Genomic DNA, 18,450 nt, shown 5'->3' on the forward strand with positions numbered 1-18,450 from the left:
GTCATCGACCTGACCAGCTTGCGTGAGATACGCTTGAGGTGGTACGGAAAGAACGCGCGCAGGTCAGAAGATCAACCTTCGAAGGCAGACAAGTCCTTGGGCTTGATGCCGTTGGCCTTGCAGTAGTTGAGGTAGCGGTCCATCGAAGTCTTCCAGTTCTCGACCGCGATGATGTTGTCCTTGTCGTCCAGGTACAGCAGCTCACCAGCCACGATGTTGAAGGTGATGATGTCCGGGCCTTCGGCATACGCTGCTTGCGGCGTGTGCCGCGTGGAGGCGGTCTCGTACACGACGCTGCCGGGATGGGCCACCCAGTCGTGTTCCTTGTAACGCCAGCTTCCCTGGACGGTGTAGACGATCACCGTGCCAGTGTGATGATGGCGTGGCAATTCCATGGCAGCGGGCGCCTTCAGCAGCGTAATGGTTTCCCCCCGTACCGGATCGATCTTGAAGTACTTGATCATCACGTCGTTGCTGTATGGCGAAAACGGTACCCACGGGGTATCGTTGCCGTCCAGGCAACCGGTGTTGATGGATTCGAACAACATGGACTGTCTCCGTTTGTATTGCCTCATCCGGGACGGATGGGGCTCCTGCAGGTCCCCATTCTGGGGGGATAGCCCACGCGCGCACTTGTCATTTTCAGACAGCGATCTATCATTTTCAGACACTACTTTGACGCTGCACTCGACATGGTTCCCCTTTCCGGCATTTGAAGATGAAAGCTGCCGCCCGCCCCTTGATACCGGCCCGTTATTTCCTGCTGATGGGCGATTGCCTCAAGTCTGCCGGCACTTCGCTTGGCGAACTGCTGCGCGCGGTAAGCATTGATCCTGACCGGTTCAGGGAAACGGATTTCGGCCTCACCACACAGCAGATCGATCGCTTGCTGGCAGAAGCCCTGCGCTTGACCGGACGTAGCGACATCGGCTTCGAGTGGGGTCGCCGCCTCAAGCTGAATTCCCACGATATCCTGGGGTATGCGATGCTTTCGTGCCCCACCCTGGACCACCTGCTGCGCCTGTGTTCCCGCTATTACAGGCTGCTGACACCGATGTTCAGGATGCGCTATCAGCGCACCGGTAATCACGTGGAAATCATCTACCGGCCGGCGCTGCCAATGGCCAGGGAAACGCTGAACCTGGTCCAGGAGGCGATTGCCGTATCGACGCACCTGCAATGCAAGTCCTTGTTGCAGAACCCCTCATCCGTCTACGACATCTACATGTCGATGGAAGCGCCGCCGCATGCGGCGCGCTATCGGGAACTGGCGCCTGCGCGCGTGCATTTCGGCGCCTCGCCGCTGCCGGAGATCCGCATGGTGGCCGATACGTGGAGCCTGGACGCGGCTCTTCCGATGGCCGACGAGCACGCGGTACGCATGGCGGAGGAGCGATGCCGGGCACTGCTGCAAAAGTACAGTGAACAGGGAAACTGGACCGAATGGGTTGTCATGATGTTGAACGAAGCAGAGGATAGCCAGCCTCCGCTGGAGGAACTTGCTCGTCTGCTTGCAATCTCGGCACGCACCCTGGACCGCTACCTGAAGAAGGAGGAAAGCAGCTTCCGTGACCTCGCCATTGAAGTGCGTAACGAACGCGCGCGGAAGCTTCTGCTTGAGGGAACGCTCCCGATTTCGCAGATCGCCTACCGGCTCGGATTTACCGATGTCGCCAATTTCAGCAGGGCCTTTCGTCGGGCCAATGGAGTCAGTCCGTCTCGTTTTCGTGGCGGCACTGAGGAAGGCCGGTAAGGGTCACCTTCGAGCCTATTTCCGTCGAGTCCCCGAAGCTCTGGATCGAGGGCTTCGGGTGGAGAAGCCCACATTCAGACAGCGGTACCTCGACTGCAGGTTCGACATGGCCGCGCTGTCTGAGGATGAACTGTGCGAACTGGAGGCTCTTGCCATCGAAAACCGATTGGTCGTGCTAGAGTCGATCATCATTCTTTATCGCGTAGCCTTATGTCGCCACCCGTTGAACGTGGACCCATCGATTCAGCAGACCATCAACAGGGCATGGAAAGCGCCGCTGATGCGCGCAGTGTGGCCATGCAGATTCCGGCAATTGTTCCAGCGCAAGCCGCTCTGGTGGTCATGCATTATCAGACTGACATCCTGGCGTTATTTCCATCGGTCGCGCCCACGTTGCTCTCCAATACGCGCAAGCTGTGTGACGCTGCGCGGGCCAAGGGCGTCAGCGTCTATTTCGCCAAAATCCACTTTCGTCCAGGCTATCCGGAAGTCAGTCCGTTGAACAGGAACGGGCAGGGAATCAAGCAACTTGGTCTTTTCGTCGACGACCAGATCTCGCCGGAACTCGGCCAACAGGCCACTGAACCGCTCATCATCGCGCATCGTGCCAGCGTGTTCTTTGGTACCGATCTGCAGGTGCGGCTTTCCGCGCAGGGTATCGATACCCTGTTCATGGTGGGCATTGCGTCGACCGGTGTAGTGCTGTCGTCGGTCGCGTACGCGAGCGATGCGGACTTCCGTTTGTTCACGGTCAAGGATTGCTGCTACGACCCAGATCAGGTCGTGCACGATCATCTTTTTTCAACGGCGTTCGATTCGCGCACAACGGTGCTCTCGCTCGCTGATGCCTTGCTGTTGCTTGCCTAGCATTTGCTGGCATTTCAACAGTTTAGGGAGCGGCGTTTGTCAACGTAGTTGTCGCGTCACCTCACGCAACCTGCTTGAGTTCTGCTGGCTCAATCCGTTCCGGATTGAGCCAGACTTCGTCCGCCAAACTCCAGTTCCGCGTCGGCCCGGACCAACGCTCGGGCGTTCTGGCCTTAGCCTTAGCATAGACCGCTTCACGGTGCGCCAGCACCGCCGGGGCTATGCCACCGTGGCGCTGTGCCGGTGTCACGAATTTCAGCCCACTATGCTTGTGCTCATGGTTGTACCAACGCACGAATCGCTGCGTCCATGCGCGTGCCTCGTCCACGCTGTCGAACGCCTGGCGCGGGTAGTCCGGCCGGTATTTGCAGGTCCGGAACAGCGACTCCGCGTAGGGATTGTCATTGCTCACGCGCGGCCGGCTGAACGAAGCGACCACCCCCAGGTTTTCCAGGGTGGCCAGCATCGTCGCGCCCTTCATTGAACTACCGTTATCCGAATGCAGAACCAGAGGACGTCCAGCCAGACCTTCGGCCAAACTGGCTCGCCGCATGAGCAACGCCGCCAACTGCGCCGATTCCGCCCGATGCACTTCATGACCGACGATCTTGCGGCTGAACACGTCCAGCATCATGTACCAGTAGTAATACTGGCCCTTGATTTCCGCTGGCATCCAGGTGATGTCCCAGCTCCACACCTGATTGGGTCCGGTGGCGCAATGGCTGGTCACCACCCGGGCCGAGGGCTTGCGCGCACGACCGCGGTGATGCTGCTGCGACGCACTACGCAAGACACGATAAAAGCTCGACTCCGAGGCCACGTACTGACCACGGTCCGCCAGCGTCGGGACGATCTGGCTGGGCGGCAAACTGGCAAACTCCACGCTGTTGGCCACCTCAAGAATCTGCTGGCGTTCCGGCTCGCTGAGCTTATTGGCTGGCGCTGGCCGCTCAGTAGTGGTGCGAGCGTCTGCGACCACCTCGTCGCCATCCCGAACCCAGCGCTGGAAAGTGCGCAGGCTCAGACCCAACTCGTCGCAAGCCTGCGCCAGCCGGCAGCCAGAGCTTTCTGCCTCACGAATCAACGATATACACAACCGGCGATCTGGGACGCTGATCAGTCGTCCTCTTTTTCTCCCCAAATCGCCTGGGCTTTTTTTCTCAGGATGAGCAATGCTGCCGCTTCCGCCAGCGCCTTCTCCTTTCGCTGCAATTCCTTCTCAAGCTGCTGGATGCGCTTCTTGTCACCCTTGGACTGCAGCCGTTGTTCTCGCGCCTGTTCACCCGCGTTGGTATTGGCCGATCGACAGGCCTCTCGCCAAGCAGCGATCTGCTCCGCGTAAAGACCCTTGCGCCGGCAATACTCGGCCAATTCCGCTTCATTGAGCGGCGCGGTTTCCAGCACCACCGCAAACTTGTCTGCCGAGGACCAGGCCTCGGGGTTCTTTCCATCTCCCGGCACCGGGACTCCTTGCGCTTTCATCTGTCGACGCCAAGCATACAGCGTTTGCTCAGTGATCCCCGTCTCCCTTGCCAGCGCCGACACCAACGCGTTCTCGGGGGGCATCATGCGGCGCAACAGCGCTTCCTTTCTCTCTGCTGAATAGGCTCTCATTCACTGTGACTCTACCGCCCCCAGACTGGGTCAATCGAAATCAGTAACACGACAACTATTCTGACGCCGGGGGGGAGCAAAGCAGTCGCTCCATCGGGCGTCGTGCGGCTCGCTCAATGGCCGGTTGTGGCCGATTGTGTTGAAAAACCCGATACCAGTGGCTAACCGACCGTGATCGCCAGAAGTTGACCTCTCAGATCGGCCTGTATTGCATGATCGCCCAGCGGTTGAGGGGTAAGGTCCCCAATAACGACCGCAAAACAGATTCCAGGGAGTTTTTCAACACTATCGGCCGGAAAGAGAGCTCCGCCCGCTGCAACTCGGTCGTCTCTTCCCGACCCTTTGGGGGCATTCGAATTGGGGTCCCGCAGGCGGCCGGTCTTTGGTGGTAACGGCCATCAGCGATATACCCATGGCTCGGTAGCTCCATGGCATTGGCGGTCGGGTATAAAGTGCGCGTACTGTCGCGCGTTAGCCGAGTCGTTTGTCCACCGCTTGGTATCATCCTTGAGGTGACGAATATGGAATGCCGAGGGTATTTCAAACGATCCGCCAAGTCGTCCCGCTAACCGTATTCCCTCAGAGGTGTTTCCGCATGTATCACGGATTGACTCACGAAACGATTTACGCGGCCGTTCATACCGAAGCGGTATTCGCTGGGCCGGATGGTTCATCAAAGAGTGGCTTTGGTACCTCGTTTACTATCAACAACAACGGGACGTTAATCCTAGTCACCAACAAGCATGTGGTTGACCTTACATTCGGTCAGAACGGACGTAAGTATGTTGGCTACAAGCTAGTCCACCTTATCTGCCAAACGCGGGCCAGGAACGCTGACGGGTCTCCAGGAGACGTTAAGCGATTCATCGTGCCGATGGATCACAATACGATCTTGTTCGACTCGAACACACGAAACGACGTCGCGGTAATCTTCGATGCAAAGACCCGAAATCCGGACAAGCCTGACGACAAAAGATGGGATTTCTGCTTTGATTACTCCGACGTTGCGACCGAAGAAGAATTGATTGCGGATTTGCAACCATTCGACCTCCTTACCTTTCCGGGCTATCCAACGGGCCACGACCCGCGTGGCATCCGAGCAATAATTCGCGGTGGCACGGTCGCTAGTGATCCGAGATTCGATTACAGCTTCGATATGGAGGATCGGGGCGACATCCTGCTTTACGAAGGGTTCAGCTTCGGAGGCGCTTCTGGAAGCCCGGTGATTGCAGTTGCAAAAGTTCCCCCAGCTAACGTCACGCCACAGCCGAGCCACCGGTTCCGACGGATGATGATTGTTGGAGTGAACGCAGGGCACATCACGGCGCAGCAGGGCCAGCATGCCGGTCTCTCGTATTTCGTGCGTTCGTCGGTTATACGGCGGATTATCGATGACCACTTGAAATCGGTTGGCGCCGATTAGGGCAGCGACAATGGTAAGCCAACCTAACAACGATGCGCATTGCATCGTGTCTAGCGGGCCGATACGAAAGAGAGGGCGACATTCGAATGTCGCCTTTGATGCCCGTGCGAACGACGCTTCATGGCCGCAATCGGTCTCACCAACACTCGGTTGCAATCTCGGAAACGCGGCGTCTCAACTGCACCCTGGCACTTGGCGTCAACAGTGAAAACGAACTGCTAGAAGCCGCAGTCCGGCATGCCGTGGCGGTACATCAGCATCAGGCCCCCCCCGAACCGCGCGCCCAGTTGAAGGCATTGCTCAAGGAGGGCTCCCCACCCGCCTGAACCTGGGTTGGCGCACCGCCAACCGGCGCGCCTATGCGCCCGAAGGAGCGCCAGCCGTGCTGGTCAGCTGATCCGACCGCGCAATACGCTGATTCGCCCATTCGGCGACAAGTAGCGCCACCGCGATGAAAACCGAGCCAACCAGGCCAAGCGCGTGGCTGTCGACCCGCGTAATGGCCGCGCCGCCGATCAGGCCCGACATCGCGACCCCGATATAGATGGCGGCCGAGTTCAATCCCAGCAGCAGCGGCGCCGCGGAGGGCGTGATGCTGATCAGGCGGTGCTGCTGCGGTACCAGCAACCCCCAGCCGCACAGGCCCCAGACGATGAGTGCGGGCACCGCGGTCGCGTACGATGCCGAACTCCAGGGCAGTAGCGCGAAGTCCACCGCGACCACCGCGATGGCCACGTTGATAATGCGGCGGGTGCCGAAGCGGTCGGTCAGCCGACCCGCAGCCAGATTGCCAACCGTCGCGGCCAACCCCCAGAGCAGCAGCAGCCCGGCCAACACGCGCGGCTCGCCACCGGTGGCACGATCGAAGCTCGAGCCGATGTAGGTATAGACCAGGAACAGGCCCGAATACACGAGCCAGGTGGTCAGCAGCGTGATCAGTACGCGTGCATCGCCCAGCGGCGCAAGCCGGCGCGCAAGGCTGACGGGCGGTGGCGTCGGAATGTCCCGAAAGCGCCAGGCCACGCCTGCCGCAGCCAGCGCGCCGACAGCGGCGACGAACCACATCGTCGCGCGCCAGTCCAGCCAACCGCCGATAAAGGTGCCCATCGGCGCGCCCAGCGCCGTCGCGCTGGACAGGCCGGCGATGACGATGGCGAGTGCCCTGCCTCGCTGCTCGGGTGGCACCAGCGACGCACCGGTGGCCGTCGCCGTCGGGCTGAACATCGCCGCGCCCAGGCCGGCCAGCAGCCGGCTTGCCAGCACGAGCTCAATGTTCGGCGCCACAGCGGTGATGATATTGCCCAGCACGAAAACCGCCAGGCCGGTGAGCAGCAAACGCTTGCGCGGCCAGTGCGCTGCCGCCGCGGCGATGACCGGCGACAGCAGCGCATAGCTCAGCGCGTAGAGCGTGACCATTTGCCCGGCAAGCGCGATGGATACGTTGAGCGACGCCGATACCTGTGGCAGCACGCCGGCGATGACAAAGCTGTCGGTGCCGAGCGCGAACATGCCGGCGGCCAGGATGAGAAGACGTCTATCCATGGGGAAATTCTCCACGGCGCGAGCCGATTGGGGGCCGAGCGACCCTATAAGTTTTGTGACGAAACTTACTATACCGTCGTAAGTTGCGCGACGCAACTTTTTTGACTACGATCGCTGCTATGTACCGTAAAACTTTTGATGGCATGAACTGTTCGATCGCGCGCTCGCTTGAACAGGTCGGCGAGTGGTGGAGCCTGCTCATCGTGCGAGAGTGCACGCTGGGCACGAGGCGCTTTGACGACTTCCAGCGTCGCCTGGGCATCGCACGCAACGTGCTGACCGCACGGCTGAGCCGCCTCGTGGAGGTTGGTGTGCTCGAGCGCGTGCTAGCCGAGGGCTGCGAGAAGCGTGCCGAATATCGCCTGACCGACAAGGGAGAAGCGCTCTACCCGGTACTGATCGCGCTGATGCAATGGGGCGACAAGTGGTGTGGGCACCAGGCGCCGTTGCAACTCGTCGAGCACAGCACCGGCCTGCCCGTCGAGCCGGTGGCATTGCGCGTAGGCACGCGCACGCTCGGGTTGCGCGATGTCCGCCTGCAAGCTGGCGAGGGCGCAACCGAGAGAACTTTCGAATCGATCAAGAACCGCAATCGGGCCATCCTTGGCGAGGAGTGAGTGGGATCGCCTGCTCGCCATTGGCCGCACGTCTCAGTCGTCAACGCCCGCGACGACGCGCGCGTCCCTTTCGGCACCATCTCCCAGTACGGCCAGCGCCTCCTGATATGCCGCGCTTTCATACGCGGCAAGAGCCTGTTCGAAGCTGGGGAATTCGACCACGACGGTGCGCTGCTTCAGACCCGCTTCGAACGCAACGACCTCGCCGCCCCGCACCAGGAACTTTCCGCCCGCCGCTTTCACCACCGCTCCCGCAAGCACGCCGTACTCCGCGAGCTTGCTTGCGTCATGAATCGCTCGATATGCTGCCACCCAATATCCTTTGGCCATTTCGCTTCCTCCGTTGAAAAATACTTGACGATAGTAATGTCGTTAACGTAAGCCATCCGCTCTACAGACGAGTGATCGCGGTCAAACCGTTGAGCAATGTGCTGAAGAGATTGACCGTTCTGCCGGTTCTCCCACGTCAGCGCCTTCTGGCTCTCGCTCGCGCGGGCTCAAGTGTGTTGCATCCTGCCCGCGCGATTTTCGACCTGCAAAAGCGTTGCTCTGATCAACCCGCCTTGATGCGGGCCGCTAGTCCTGATTCGATCCGACGAGCTCCTGCACTTGCGCCGGCGACGCGGCCAGCGCAGCTGACGAGGCGTTCTTCACGGAGTCCGGAAGGCCACCGACGAGAATCCCCGCCTCGACGGCTGCGCGCACTTCGCTCTCCGACAGGCCTGCGCTGCGGAACACCTGTTCGTTGTGCTCACCGCGAAACGCCGGCGCGCTGCGCGGGCCGAGCTCGTCGTCTGAAAACCGCCACGGATAGCCGTGGATAAGATACGAGCCACCTCGCCGGTCAGGGACTTCCTGCACGGCGCCCCACTGCTTCGCCCAGTCGGTCTCGGCGAGTTCCTTCATTGAGCGGATCTGGCCGATCGCGATCTTCGCTTCGTCGAGCTGCGCATCGAGCGTCTTCAGGTCGCGGAACGATAGCATCCATTTCTGGATCACCGCATGCAGCGCGCCGTAGTTCTGCAGACGCCGCTCAGCGGTACTGAAGCGCGGATCGCGCCCAAGGTCCATCCGGCGCATCGCGCGCAGGTAGTTCGGAAACGTGTTGCTGCCGACGATGCTCTGCGCCGCGACGAACGCCTCGCCGCCCGGCCCGACGAAGTGCGGGCCTTCGGTCGCGCCCAGCACGCCCGGCTCCGCGCCGGTATCGATACCGGCGAGATCGAGATGCGCGCGCTCGTTGATGGACAGCATCACGGCTGCCATCGCGACGTCAATGTACTGTCCCCGGCCAGTCACTTCGCGCTTGCGCAGCGCGGCGAGCACGGCAATGGTTGCCTGCAGGCCCGCGTAGACGTCGGCGTGTGACAGCGGATCTGTCCACTTGCGGCCTGCATCGATACCTTCGAAATGATGCATTGTGTTGTGCGTAAAGCCGGCTTCGGCTTGCACCGTGGGGGCATAGGCCATGCGCGACGCCCACGGCCCTGTCTGGCCGTAGCCCGTGATAGACACGTACACCAGCTTCGGATTGCGCTGGCTGAGCGTCTCGTAGTCAAGGCCGAACGACCTGAGCGTGCCCGCGCGGAAATTCTCGACGATGATGTCAGCTTCATCGCAAAGGCGCAGCACCAGCTCGCGCGCGTTCCCCACGTTCAAGTCGATACTGATGTTGCGCTTGCCACTGTTCTGTTGCGCGTAGTAGCCCGACATGCCGTCCTGGTTCGGGTAGGCCGCGCGCGACACGTCTGGACGTGGCGGCTCGATCTTGATCACGTCTGCGCCGAGATCGGCGAGCGTGCGTGCACAGAGCGGTCCGGCCAACACCCGCGAGAAGTCGACGACCTTGAGTCCCTCTAGTGGTCCAGTCATGTCAGTTTCCTTCGAATTCGGCCGTGCCGGGCCCTGTCTTGCCGAAGGCTTCGAGCCCCCGCTTGAGATCCTGCGACGCCCAGATCGGCTTTTGCAGCTCGAACATCGCCTCGTCGGCTGCGTTCAGGCCTTCGTCAAGCGCGATGCGCACAAGCTGCTTGGTAACGCCGTGCGCAATTGTCGGGCCGGCGGCCAGTTCCTGAGCGACCGACAGCGCAGCCTCGTCGAGCTTGTCGTCGGGCACCACCAGGTTGATCAGGCCCCAGCGTTCAAGCGTTGCCGCGTCATAGCGACGGCCGAGCATCGACATCTCCTTGGCGCGGGCCGGTCCCGCACGCACCACCTGGCGCTGGATACCGCCGAGCAACGGATGCAGGCCGAGCGCGACCTCGACGGAGCCGATCTTGGCCGATTCGGCGACCACGCTGTAGTCGCAAGCGAGCGCCACTTCGAAGCCGCCACCGAGGCAGGTGCCATTAACGGCTGCGACGATCGGAACCGGCAGCGTCTCGAACGCGCGTAGCACTTCGAGCGGATCGACCAGTCCTTTGCCCTGTCGCGCAATGCGATCCGGGAACAGCGACACCTCGGCGCCTGCCGAGAAATGCCGCAATCCGCTGCGCAACAGGATTGCGCGCGAACCGCGCTTGACCGCCGCGTCGAATTCGTCGAGCAGCGCGCGGTACATCGTTGGACCCATCAGGTTGTGCGGACGAAAATTCATCGTCAGTACGGTCACGCGGTCCTTTATCTCACTCAAAACGATCGGTTCGTTCATTCTTGCTCCATGTCATGTCGTAAGTACAGGCGTTGTCGAATTGAAATGGGACCGCCACGAACATGAGCAGGTGTCTGTGTGCAGGCTCTTCTATCCTCTTCTGCACAGACAACGTTCGTTGCGAAATTCCCTTGGCTCAGATTGAAGGCGTCAGACGGGCTTCCAGGTTGCGTTCATCCGACTGCCCCTCGGAGCAACGGGACGCCCGTCAATTCGGAGAGTTCATCGAACGATATGTCCGCGCAGATCTCGATCACCTCCAGGCCCGAACGCGTGATATCGATAACTGCCAGATCGGTATATATCCTGCTCACACAGCCCATCCCCGTGACGGGATAAGAGCATCGTTCGACGATCTTGCTTTCGCCCTGTTTAGTCAGATGTTCCATCATCACGTAGACATTTTTTGCGCCGGACGCAAGATCCATCGCACCGCCAACCGCTGGAATCGCGTCTGCCTGGCCGGTGTGCCAATTCGCCAGGTCGCCCTTGACCGATACCTGGAACGCGCCCAATACGCAGTAGTCAAGATGTCCGCCGCGGACAATTGAAAACGAATCGGCATGGTGGAAAAACGCTCCTCCGGGAAGGAGCGTGACCGGTTCCTTTCCTGCGTTGATCAGGTCCTCGTCTTCTTCGCCAGGTAAGGGCGCGGGTCCCATTCCGAGGATGCCGTTTTCGCTGTGCAAAATGATTTCCCGGTGTGGATCCAGATGATTGGCCACGAGCGTCGGAACACCAATGCCCAGATTGACGTATGCGCCTTCCGGAATGTCTCGCGCGACTCGCTGCGCCATTTCGATCCGTGTGAGCTTTTTCATTTCTGCGATCTCGTCTCTAAATTTTCCGCCCGACTTGCAGGTGACTGCGAAACCTGCACAACGCGTTGTACAAAGATTCCTGGAGTAACAACCGTCTCCGGATTCAAAGTACCGAGTGGGACGATTTCGTTGACTTGAGCGATCGTAGTCGTCGCTGCGCTGGCCATAACGGGACCAAAATTGCGGCCGGACATCCTGTAAGTCATGTTGCCCCATCGGTCCGCGTGGTATGCCTTCACGAGCGCATAATCAGCTTTCAGCGGCAATTCAAAAACATAATTTTTGTCGTCTATCTGGCGGGATTCTTTCCCTTCCGCGAGCCTGGTGCCATAGGCGGTCGGCGTATAAAATCCACCGATTCCGGCGCCCGCCGCCCGGATCCGTTCCACCAGAGTGCCTTGTGGAACCACTTCAAGTTCCACTTCTCCCGCACGATAAGCCGCGTCAAACAGGGTTGCTCCGGCGAGCCGTGGGAACGAACAAATCAGCTTCCTTACACGCTTCTGCCGAATGAGCGCGCCGAATCCCGAATCGTCGCTTCCAGAGTTGTTGCTTATGATTGTGAGATCACGCGCACCCTGCGCAAGCAGCGCGTCAATCAGTTGCAAGGGAAGGCCTGCCCGCCCGAAGCCGCTGATCATGATGGTTGCACCATCCTTGACGTCCTCTAGCGCGGCGTCGCAGGTTTCCAGAATCTTGTTAAGCATGAGAATTATCCAAAGGCGACTGGCGTGTCCGGTCGCTTGGGTAAATTGCGCCCGTCGACGTCCCTTGCCCGGTCTTGAACCAGACCCTGAACGAGATCTGCTGCGAATCTCGAAGATTCGAACCAATGTTTCCGTTTTGATGGAAAACGATCTCGAGGGAGGCGAGCAGCCGGAAGGCTGGGGGAGACTGCGGTGACGGCTCGGCCCTCACCGCGAGGCTGTTGCGTATCAGCGTCCGAATTGGTTCAGACGAAACTGACCCATTCAACCTTCACTCGCATCATAGGGCGATGCCCGGTTTTCAAGCTTCCATCTCTTCTCGGCTACCGTATCGGGCCGGGGTGGGTGAATGCCGTCGATCAACCATAGTTCTCGCGGCGTTTCGCCGACATGCAACTCGTAGTGGTAGCCTCGATCCTGGACAAATGGCGCAATCGCGGCGTTCGCTTTGCGGAGCCAGGACGCTGTCCACTCGACGTCCTTGGAGATGTGCCTGGCGAATTGATCCAATCGGATTCTGACAAAATCGCCTCGCGACTCGCCTCCCATGAAGAAGGAGTCTTTCGGCTGTTCATGAAACAGAACGCCTACGTAGAAGCGAGGAATGATGTAGATATCGGCGATTCGCCTTGCCATCTCCTGCTTTTCTTCTGCCGTGTAGGCGCCGACTGGATGATAGATATTCCACAAAGGCATTTTTTGTCTCCATGCTGCATAGATGCCGCTTTTCTTATGTCAAGACGTCTGATTCTATTTCGAAAAAGGATGTGACATTAGTGAGGCGGCGGTAACGATAGCCCAGGGACAGGCTACCTGATAAAACCGATGCTTTTCGCAAACCCAGTATTCCTGGGGAAGGCGGTCCCGCTGCCCATCAGATTCCTTTAGGCTTCGTGGGCGGAGTGCACACCGGGTCCGTCGTGATCAGTTTCTTATTAACGAATTCCTCGAGACCGGCCATCGAAAGTTCCCTCCCGAATCCGGAGTTTTTGACACCGCCAAACGGTAGCTGGGGAATCGTCGCAAACGGTCGATTTACAAACACCATACCGCTGTCAATGCGCGCGGCAATCCGCTCGCCGCGCCCGATATCGGCGGTCAATACGGAGCCTCCGAGCCCATATGGCGTATCGTTTGCGAGCCGAATGGCGTCTTCTTCATTTTCAACAACGAAGAAAGAAGCGATGGGGCCGAAGAGCTCTTCCCGATAGATCGGATCGCTCGTGTTGATATTGCTAAGTATTGTGGGTGCAATATAGAACCCTTCCCGATCGATGCGATGGCCGCCACACTCGATAACTGCGCCTGCGTCAACTGAGCGCTGGATCTGGCGGAGAAGGTGATCGAGGGCTCTTTCTGACGAAATCGGCCCAAGCGTTGTATTCGCGTCCCCAGGGTCGCCAGCCTGCAGGGCGGTCATGGCCTTTTTGAAACCGCTGAGGAATTCCTCGCCGCGCTGCTTGCCGACGACGATGATGCGTTTCGCGCCGACACAAACCTGTCCGCAATTCAGAGTCCGTCCGATTAGCGCGGTATTGATCGCCCATTCGAGCGGGGCATCCTCCAGAACGATCATGGCATCGTTGCCACCGAGTTCGAGCACGACTTTTTTCAGGTTGCGCCCGGCCCGCTCGGCAACAGCGGCTCCGGCTCTTTCACTGCCCGTGAGGGTGACGCCACGCACGCGCGGATCATCGATGATCCTCCCGACCTGTTCAATCGACGCGAAGACGTTCGTGTAGACCCCCGGAGGCGCACCGGCTTCTTCGAACAGTCGAGCAAACGCCAGGGCAGCTTGCGGCACGTTTTCGGCATGCTTCAATATGAGTACATTGCCCACCATGAGCTGCGGAGCAGCAACGCGCGCAATTTGATAGTAGGGGTAATTCCACGGTTCGATACCCAGCAGGATTCCAACCGGGGCAACATGGACCTGGGCGCCGCCGGACACATCCGGCAATTGTTGCGGTGCAAGAAATTCATGTGCACGCCGCGCATAATAGTCGAGGATATTGGCTGACAGCGCCACTTCGACGCGTGCTTCGACGATCCGCTTTCCCATCTCCAGCGTGATGGTCTGCGCATACTCTTCCGCCTTGTCTCGCAGGATGGACGCCGCCTTCGCCATAATACGCGAACGATCCGCAACGGACCGATGCCGCCAATCCGATTCGAAAGCACCTTGAGCCGTCGCAATAATGCCGTCGATCTCGTGGTCCTTGGCACTTTCGAACGTTTTGACTAATTTTCCTGTCGCCGGGTTGATTGTCTTATATTCCATCTAACAGTCCTTGCTGTATAAGTCTATTTCTTCAATCAAATGCCGGAGCCCCTGAATTTTTTTACCATCCTTGCATCGTTATCTCATTCTGGAACTGATCTCGCCGGCTGACAATCCCATTGGGGAAGGACGCGGCGTTCACTGCTGGTTAACTGGCGCCGTCGACACCAGTCTCCAAAATCGGATGGGCCGGGCACGTCGGTCAGTGCGCACGTTGCGTGGCCTCGTGTGATGCGGGCGGCCATTTCCACCGCAGACATGACGTGTATCCCGACGGTCCCGGTCAGACTGAACCAATGCTTCCAAGGATCGATTGCGTCGCGGCGTCTCTGCCGTTACTCGATCGCTGTGACGCCTGACTGACAGCTACAGGCCAACAAGATGACGCCAGGTACTGAAACGGAACAATTTAATGCGCTTATTTCCAGCTCTCAGCGTATTCCGTCAATTCTTTTTCAAGGTATTCCATTAGCGCCCGTTTTGCGGGTGAGGGAAAACGACTTGGAAGCGTGAGAATGTACAGCCTGTTAAGCTGCCCGACGATCCGGTATTGCGGAAGTACCTGCTGCAGATTTTGAGCAGTCGGTCCGCGCATTGCATACGTCGGCAGAATACCGATGCCCATGCCTTCCTTTACAGCATCGATGAGAAACGGGTAGTCTGCCGATTGTAGCGTTGGCTGGATCTGGATGATCTGGGCGTCCGTATCGTCACTTCGATTTCTAAGCTCGATCGTCGACTCCTGACTTGGAGGCGCCCCAATAAAAGTCTGTGACGCGAGATCCGCGGGACAGTTAATCGGTCCGCACCTTTGAAAATAATTCGCAGATGCGCAAAGGATCCAGTCAATCGAACAAACTTCACGAGCGACGTAATCCAGGGGCGGTGCTCGCTCGATCCGAAGCGCAATGTCGACTTCGGAAGCGATCAGATCATCGATCCGGTTATTGAAGGCGATCGTCAGCGAGATTCCCGGATGAATCCGCGCGAACTCGCGTAGCTTCGATCCGACAAATAACCTGCCAATGCCGGTGGGTACGCTGATGCGAATCCGTCCCGTCAGCGTGTGCCCAAGCATGTCGATGGATGCACGGGCGTTATCCAGGTCATCCAGCATACGCCGTCCGCTGGCGTAGAGCAGCTGACCCGCTTCGGTCAGCTCGAAACTGCGCGCCGACCGTCGAACCAGTTGCGCCCTTGTCTCACGCTCGAGAACCTTGAGTCTCTGGCTGATGTTTGACTTCGACATATCGAGCTTGCGCGCTGCCGCGGCCAAGCCGTGACACTCCACAATCTCAACAAACAACGTGATCAGATTCAGGTCCATTCGGCGTACTCGATGAGTAGGAACGGCGAGCGCTTTCGCTTTGGGGCCGCGCTTTCTCAAGGCACGACCTGGGCAGTATGCACTTCAACTGCTCTGGATCAATCCCGCGTTCAACCCGAACAGCCGCCACTCCGAAAGCGCGTACGTTTCGAACACGCCCTCAGCGTGGTACGGGTCCTCTAGTACCAGCGCCATCGCTTCGTCTTTCGACTGCGCCCGATAAATGAACAGCGCGCCAGAGTCATCTGCAAAAGGACCCGCCATGATCAGCGCGCCGTTCGCCTTGATCGTCCGCGCATACGACCGGTGCGCCGGCCTTGTCCGCTCGACGCGCGAGCGGTCGGAAACGTATTTCGCGTAATTGACGTAGGTTCGGGCGGCGTGCGCGCCCGCTTCGACTGGCGTGGCGCCGGATGCACGCGGTGCTTTGGGCGGACCACGCCGGTCCTCCGGGACGAGCGAGGCAGTGAGCAACTCGAGGTTGCTGTCGAGCATGGTCAACTCGGACAGGCGGTAGTCCGCAATCGCACCTTTCAGAGCGAACGGATCGCTTTGCGCTAACGTTTCCGCTTGCTGTTTCGACGTGACGTCATAAATGAGCAGGACGCCGCGGGCCCGCCCGTTGTCGTCGAGCAGCGGACCGCCTGTCACTAGCCGGTCGTGCTCGCGAAGCGCATCCGCGTAGACCTGATGCTCGGCTCGGGCCGCGTTCACCCTGTTCCGGTCCTGAACGTACGTCGCGTAGTTCACGATTTTCATTGGGCCTGGATTTCCTGAGAGCACCTCAGAAAGCGTGGGAAGCGAAGACGCGGGCCCTGGCACGGCAGCGTTTTTGGAGGACGCTGCCATGGCCGAGGGCATGTCGGCAAGCGCGAGGCTTGCGACGCCTGCGGCGGCGGACACGAGAAAGCGGCGACGCGACAGATCATGTGACACGATGTTGTCCTTGAGTGGGAGTAGGGCTGATGAAGGTTGGTTGGTTTTCTTCAATGCCGACGATGAGCTCGCTGCCATGCCAGCCGGCGACGAACGTCCGGCGCATTTTCAGGTGACGTGGCGCAGCCAGATCTCGAATGTCGCTTTACCGCCCCTTCGATGCTTGCATCAACACGGCATGCACCGCCTTCAATATTTCATCGGACAATGAAGGGTCGCTTTTGGCGACGGCACGGGCGACGGCCATAGCCCCGATTTCCGCTGCGACGATGGTCATCGCCAGACGGCGCCGTTCAGCCTCGGGGATAGCTTCGTCCAGCACGGCCTCGAATGCGCTCGCCTTGTCCTGGAACCCTTTGGCGAACCGCGCACTGATGTCCTTTCCATGCCGCCCGATTTCGCTCGCCGACGCCGTCATCGGACAACTCATGCCCGGTTCGTCGCGGTTGTGCGGCGAAAGCAGATAGTCGAGATACCCCGACACGCTGCGCTTGCGACGTGTTGCCTCGCCCCGGAACGCTTCGCGGCTCCGCGCCAGGCCCTGCGAAAAGGCTTCCGTCGCCAGATCGTCCTTCGAGCGGAAATGCGCGTACAGCGCCCCGTGCGTCAGCCCGGCTTCGCGCGCGATTTCCGCGACGCCCACGCCATCGATGCCTCGTTCGCGAAACAGCCGGCTGGCCGTGGCCAGCAGCGCTTCGCGGTTCTCATCGGATTGCTCGCGTTTTACATACACCACGGTGTTCTCCAGAAACGGGTACTGCGAATAACTCACGAATGCCGCGCCTGATTGATGCCGTCTTGCTTCAACCTTCGATCAAGCTTCATCCGCTCCCGCTAATCGCGGCCGCCGAGCGGCACAAAGCCGCCTGCGACGGTGACACGGGCGAAGCTCAGTCCTGGGCGAACGCCAGCAGCGGTTTGGCGTCCTGTCCGGCGCGCTCCGCGGCGGTGAAGGCTTCGAGTGCGTCATCGAGGTGGTAGCGGCGCGCCGCCGGCGGCTTCACGCGGCCCTCGGCTATAAGATCGAGCAGACTGCGCAATATCCGGCTGCCGTCACTCACCCCCTGGCGTGCGAGCCATGAGTAGATGAACCAGCCGCGCACCTCGGCACTTGAGTAGATCAGCGCCGGGGCGAAAACCGGCATCTCGAAGGCCGTCGGGTCGGACTGGCGGTGCGACGACAGGGCGCCATAGACGAGCAGGCGGCCGTTCTGGGCCAACTGACGCGCAAGCGTGGCGCCGGTGCGGCCGGCAACGCAGTCGATCGCCCTCACGATGCCATTGCCGCCGGTGGCCTTCTTCAACTGCTCGGGCCAGCTTTCGTCCGCGGTGCACAGCACGATGTCACCGCCGAGTTCCCGGATCTCGGCGACCTGCTCTTCACGGCGCACCAGGTTGATGGTGTGGAATCCCTGCGCTTTCGCGATCTGCAGCACGAAGCGACCGACCGTCGAGCCGGCCGCGCTCTGGACAAGCCAGTCGCCGCGTCCAAGCTGGTGCTCCACCATTGTCATTGCCCATGCCGTCATCGGGTTGATCAGGGCCTGTGCGGCGTCCTCGTCGGAGATCGCCGCCGGTACAGTTATCGCGCGGTCGGCCGGACTGATGACTTGCTCTCTCCAGGTTCCGGGCACGTCCAGCAAAACGACGCGCTCTCCGACCCGCGTGCGCGGCACGTCGCTGCCCACGGCGTCGATGATGCCGACGCCCTCGGACCCAGGCGAAGCAGGCAGTTTTGGCTGACGCTGAGGGGCGAAACGTCCACGGATGATGTGCAAGTCGGAAGGGTGCACGGGCGCCAGCAGCATCCGCACGCGGACTTCGGCTGGCCCGGGCGTGGGCTCGGGCAACTCACGCCAGTGGACTACCTCTGACGGCTCGCCGTTGCGTTCGATGAACAGGGCCTTCATGT

At 60.0% G+C, this 18,450-nt stretch carries 19 protein-coding genes; 5 read left to right on the forward strand and 14 right to left on the reverse strand.

Annotated elements, in window-relative coordinates:
* Window positions 1–71: 71 nt before the first annotated feature.
* Entirely contained in the window at window positions 72–548 is a 477-nt protein-coding gene (locus tag AC1DQ3_RS14015) for a 2,4'-dihydroxyacetophenone dioxygenase family protein (RefSeq protein WP_477120788.1), read from the reverse strand.
* 170 nt (window positions 549–718) lie between these two features.
* Here AC1DQ3_RS14015 and AC1DQ3_RS14020 point away from each other — a divergent pair, with 170 nt between their 5' ends.
* Window positions 719–1,753, forward strand: a complete 1,035-nt coding sequence (locus AC1DQ3_RS14020) for an AraC family transcriptional regulator (RefSeq protein WP_477120789.1) — start codon at window positions 719–721, stop codon at window positions 1,751–1,753.
* Window positions 1,754–2,017: 264 nt separating this feature from the next.
* Window positions 2,018–2,620 (forward strand): cysteine hydrolase family protein, encoded by a 603-nt coding sequence (locus tag AC1DQ3_RS14025; protein ID WP_477120790.1) that lies wholly within the window; start codon window positions 2,018–2,020, stop codon window positions 2,618–2,620.
* Between the two features lie 61 nt (window positions 2,621–2,681).
* Here AC1DQ3_RS14025 and AC1DQ3_RS14030 read toward each other — a convergent pair.
* A protein-coding gene (locus tag AC1DQ3_RS14030; protein WP_477120791.1) for an IS3 family transposase occupies window positions 2,682–4,234 on the reverse strand; the annotation gives its coding sequence in 2 pieces (ribosomal slippage) (window positions 2,682–3,772 and window positions 3,772–4,234; 1,554 coding nt in all).
* 595 nt (window positions 4,235–4,829) lie between these two features.
* Between AC1DQ3_RS14030 and AC1DQ3_RS14035 the strand changes: the two genes are divergently transcribed.
* Together AC1DQ3_RS14035 and AC1DQ3_RS14040 are read left to right on the forward strand one after the other, a co-directional pair.
* Window positions 4,830–5,657 carry a hypothetical protein gene (locus AC1DQ3_RS14035; protein WP_477120792.1) on the forward strand — a complete coding sequence of 276 codons (828 nt, stop codon included), beginning with the start codon at window positions 4,830–4,832 and terminating at the stop codon, window positions 5,655–5,657.
* Between the two features lie 155 nt (window positions 5,658–5,812).
* Entirely contained in the window at window positions 5,813–5,983 is a 171-nt protein-coding gene (locus AC1DQ3_RS14040) for a DUF1059 domain-containing protein (RefSeq protein WP_477120867.1), read from the forward strand.
* 31 nt (window positions 5,984–6,014) lie between these two features.
* Here AC1DQ3_RS14040 and AC1DQ3_RS14045 read toward each other — a convergent pair whose 3' ends face one another.
* Window positions 6,015–7,199, reverse strand: a complete 1,185-nt coding sequence (locus AC1DQ3_RS14045) for an MFS transporter (protein ID WP_477120793.1) — start codon at window positions 7,197–7,199, stop codon at window positions 6,015–6,017.
* 119 nt (window positions 7,200–7,318) lie between these two features.
* Between AC1DQ3_RS14045 and AC1DQ3_RS14050 the strand changes: the two genes are divergently transcribed.
* Window positions 7,319–7,816, forward strand: coding sequence for a winged helix-turn-helix transcriptional regulator (locus AC1DQ3_RS14050; RefSeq protein ID WP_477120794.1), 498 nt, complete (start codon window positions 7,319–7,321; stop codon window positions 7,814–7,816).
* 33 nt (window positions 7,817–7,849) lie between these two features.
* On the opposite strand, the gene AC1DQ3_RS14055 is transcribed toward AC1DQ3_RS14050, so the two are convergent.
* The 11 genes from AC1DQ3_RS14055 to AC1DQ3_RS14105 all read right to left on the reverse strand — a co-directional run bounded on the left by AC1DQ3_RS14055 (window position 7,850) and on the right by AC1DQ3_RS14105 (window position 18,448).
* Window positions 7,850–8,146, reverse strand: a complete 297-nt coding sequence (locus AC1DQ3_RS14055; RefSeq protein ID WP_477120795.1) for a DUF1330 domain-containing protein — start codon at window positions 8,144–8,146, stop codon at window positions 7,850–7,852.
* Window positions 8,147–8,392: 246 nt separating this feature from the next.
* Window positions 8,393–9,688 (reverse strand): CaiB/BaiF CoA transferase family protein, encoded by a 1,296-nt coding sequence (locus tag AC1DQ3_RS14060; protein ID WP_477120796.1) that lies wholly within the window; start codon window positions 9,686–9,688, stop codon window positions 8,393–8,395.
* Window position 9,689: 1 nt separating this feature from the next.
* Entirely contained in the window at window positions 9,690–10,466 is a 777-nt protein-coding gene (locus AC1DQ3_RS14065) for an enoyl-CoA hydratase/isomerase family protein (RefSeq protein ID WP_477120797.1), read from the reverse strand.
* Between the two features lie 173 nt (window positions 10,467–10,639).
* Entirely contained in the window at window positions 10,640–11,287 is a 648-nt protein-coding gene (locus tag AC1DQ3_RS14070) for a 3-oxoacid CoA-transferase subunit B (RefSeq protein WP_477120798.1), read from the reverse strand.
* Window positions 11,284–11,994, reverse strand: a complete 711-nt coding sequence (locus AC1DQ3_RS14075; protein ID WP_477120799.1) for a 3-oxoacid CoA-transferase subunit A — start codon at window positions 11,992–11,994, stop codon at window positions 11,284–11,286. The genes AC1DQ3_RS14070 and AC1DQ3_RS14075 overlap by 4 nt, the downstream gene beginning before the upstream one ends.
* Window positions 11,995–12,258: 264 nt before the next feature.
* Complete coding sequence (locus AC1DQ3_RS14080; protein WP_477120800.1) at window positions 12,259–12,690, reverse strand: tautomerase family protein; 432 nt, start codon at window positions 12,688–12,690, stop codon at window positions 12,259–12,261.
* A gap of 178 nt (window positions 12,691–12,868) precedes the next feature.
* The gene (locus AC1DQ3_RS14085) at window positions 12,869–14,275 is read right to left on the reverse strand and encodes an NAD-dependent succinate-semialdehyde dehydrogenase (RefSeq protein WP_477120801.1); all 1,407 of its coding nucleotides are present in this window, start codon (window positions 14,273–14,275) and stop codon (window positions 12,869–12,871) included.
* A gap of 418 nt (window positions 14,276–14,693) precedes the next feature.
* The gene (locus AC1DQ3_RS14090) at window positions 14,694–15,602 is read right to left on the reverse strand and encodes a LysR family transcriptional regulator (RefSeq protein ID WP_477120802.1); all 909 of its coding nucleotides are present in this window, start codon (window positions 15,600–15,602) and stop codon (window positions 14,694–14,696) included.
* 84 nt (window positions 15,603–15,686) lie between these two features.
* Complete coding sequence (locus AC1DQ3_RS14095; RefSeq protein WP_477120803.1) at window positions 15,687–16,361, reverse strand: YciI family protein; 675 nt, start codon at window positions 16,359–16,361, stop codon at window positions 15,687–15,689.
* A 322-nt stretch (window positions 16,362–16,683) separates the two neighbouring features.
* Window positions 16,684–17,310 (reverse strand): TetR/AcrR family transcriptional regulator, encoded by a 627-nt coding sequence (locus tag AC1DQ3_RS14100; protein ID WP_477120804.1) that lies wholly within the window; start codon window positions 17,308–17,310, stop codon window positions 16,684–16,686.
* A gap of 118 nt (window positions 17,311–17,428) precedes the next feature.
* Window positions 17,429–18,448: a zinc-dependent alcohol dehydrogenase family protein gene (locus tag AC1DQ3_RS14105; RefSeq protein ID WP_477120805.1), complete on the reverse strand. Its 1,020-nt coding sequence runs from the start codon at window positions 18,446–18,448 to the stop codon at window positions 17,429–17,431.
* Window positions 18,449–18,450 lie beyond the last annotated feature (2 nt).

Source organism: Cupriavidus sp. 01T418 (assembly GCF_056398885.1).

Excerpts from the sequence above, each read along its gene's own strand:
- AC1DQ3_RS14015 (WP_477120788.1), bottom strand. The coding sequence starts at position 548 with ATGTTGTTCGAATCCATCAACACCGGTTGCCTGGACGGCAACGATACC.
- AC1DQ3_RS14020 (WP_477120789.1), top strand. The coding sequence starts at position 719 with ATGAAAGCTGCCGCCCGCCCCTTGATACCGGCCCGTTATTTCCTGCTG.
- AC1DQ3_RS14025 (WP_477120790.1), top strand. The coding sequence starts at position 2,018 with ATGGAAAGCGCCGCTGATGCGCGCAGTGTGGCCATGCAGATTCCGGCA.
- AC1DQ3_RS14035 (WP_477120792.1), top strand. The coding sequence starts at position 4,830 with ATGTATCACGGATTGACTCACGAAACGATTTACGCGGCCGTTCATACC.
- AC1DQ3_RS14045 (WP_477120793.1), bottom strand. The coding sequence starts at position 7,199 with ATGGATAGACGTCTTCTCATCCTGGCCGCCGGCATGTTCGCGCTCGGC.
- AC1DQ3_RS14050 (WP_477120794.1), top strand. The coding sequence starts at position 7,319 with ATGTACCGTAAAACTTTTGATGGCATGAACTGTTCGATCGCGCGCTCG.
- AC1DQ3_RS14055 (WP_477120795.1), bottom strand. The coding sequence starts at position 8,146 with ATGGCCAAAGGATATTGGGTGGCAGCATATCGAGCGATTCATGACGCA.
- AC1DQ3_RS14060 (WP_477120796.1), bottom strand. The coding sequence starts at position 9,688 with ATGACTGGACCACTAGAGGGACTCAAGGTCGTCGACTTCTCGCGGGTG.
- AC1DQ3_RS14065 (WP_477120797.1), bottom strand. The coding sequence starts at position 10,466 with ATGAACGAACCGATCGTTTTGAGTGAGATAAAGGACCGCGTGACCGTA.
- AC1DQ3_RS14070 (WP_477120798.1), bottom strand. The coding sequence starts at position 11,287 with ATGAAAAAGCTCACACGGATCGAAATGGCGCAGCGAGTCGCGCGAGAC.
- AC1DQ3_RS14075 (WP_477120799.1), bottom strand. The coding sequence starts at position 11,994 with ATGCTTAACAAGATTCTGGAAACCTGCGACGCCGCGCTAGAGGACGTC.
- AC1DQ3_RS14080 (WP_477120800.1), bottom strand. The coding sequence starts at position 12,690 with ATGCCTTTGTGGAATATCTATCATCCAGTCGGCGCCTACACGGCAGAA.
- AC1DQ3_RS14085 (WP_477120801.1), bottom strand. The coding sequence starts at position 14,275 with ATGGAATATAAGACAATCAACCCGGCGACAGGAAAATTAGTCAAAACG.
- AC1DQ3_RS14090 (WP_477120802.1), bottom strand. The coding sequence starts at position 15,602 with ATGGACCTGAATCTGATCACGTTGTTTGTTGAGATTGTGGAGTGTCAC.
- AC1DQ3_RS14095 (WP_477120803.1), bottom strand. The coding sequence starts at position 16,361 with ATGAAAATCGTGAACTACGCGACGTACGTTCAGGACCGGAACAGGGTG.
- AC1DQ3_RS14105 (WP_477120805.1), bottom strand. The coding sequence starts at position 18,448 with ATGAAGGCCCTGTTCATCGAACGCAACGGCGAGCCGTCAGAGGTAGTC.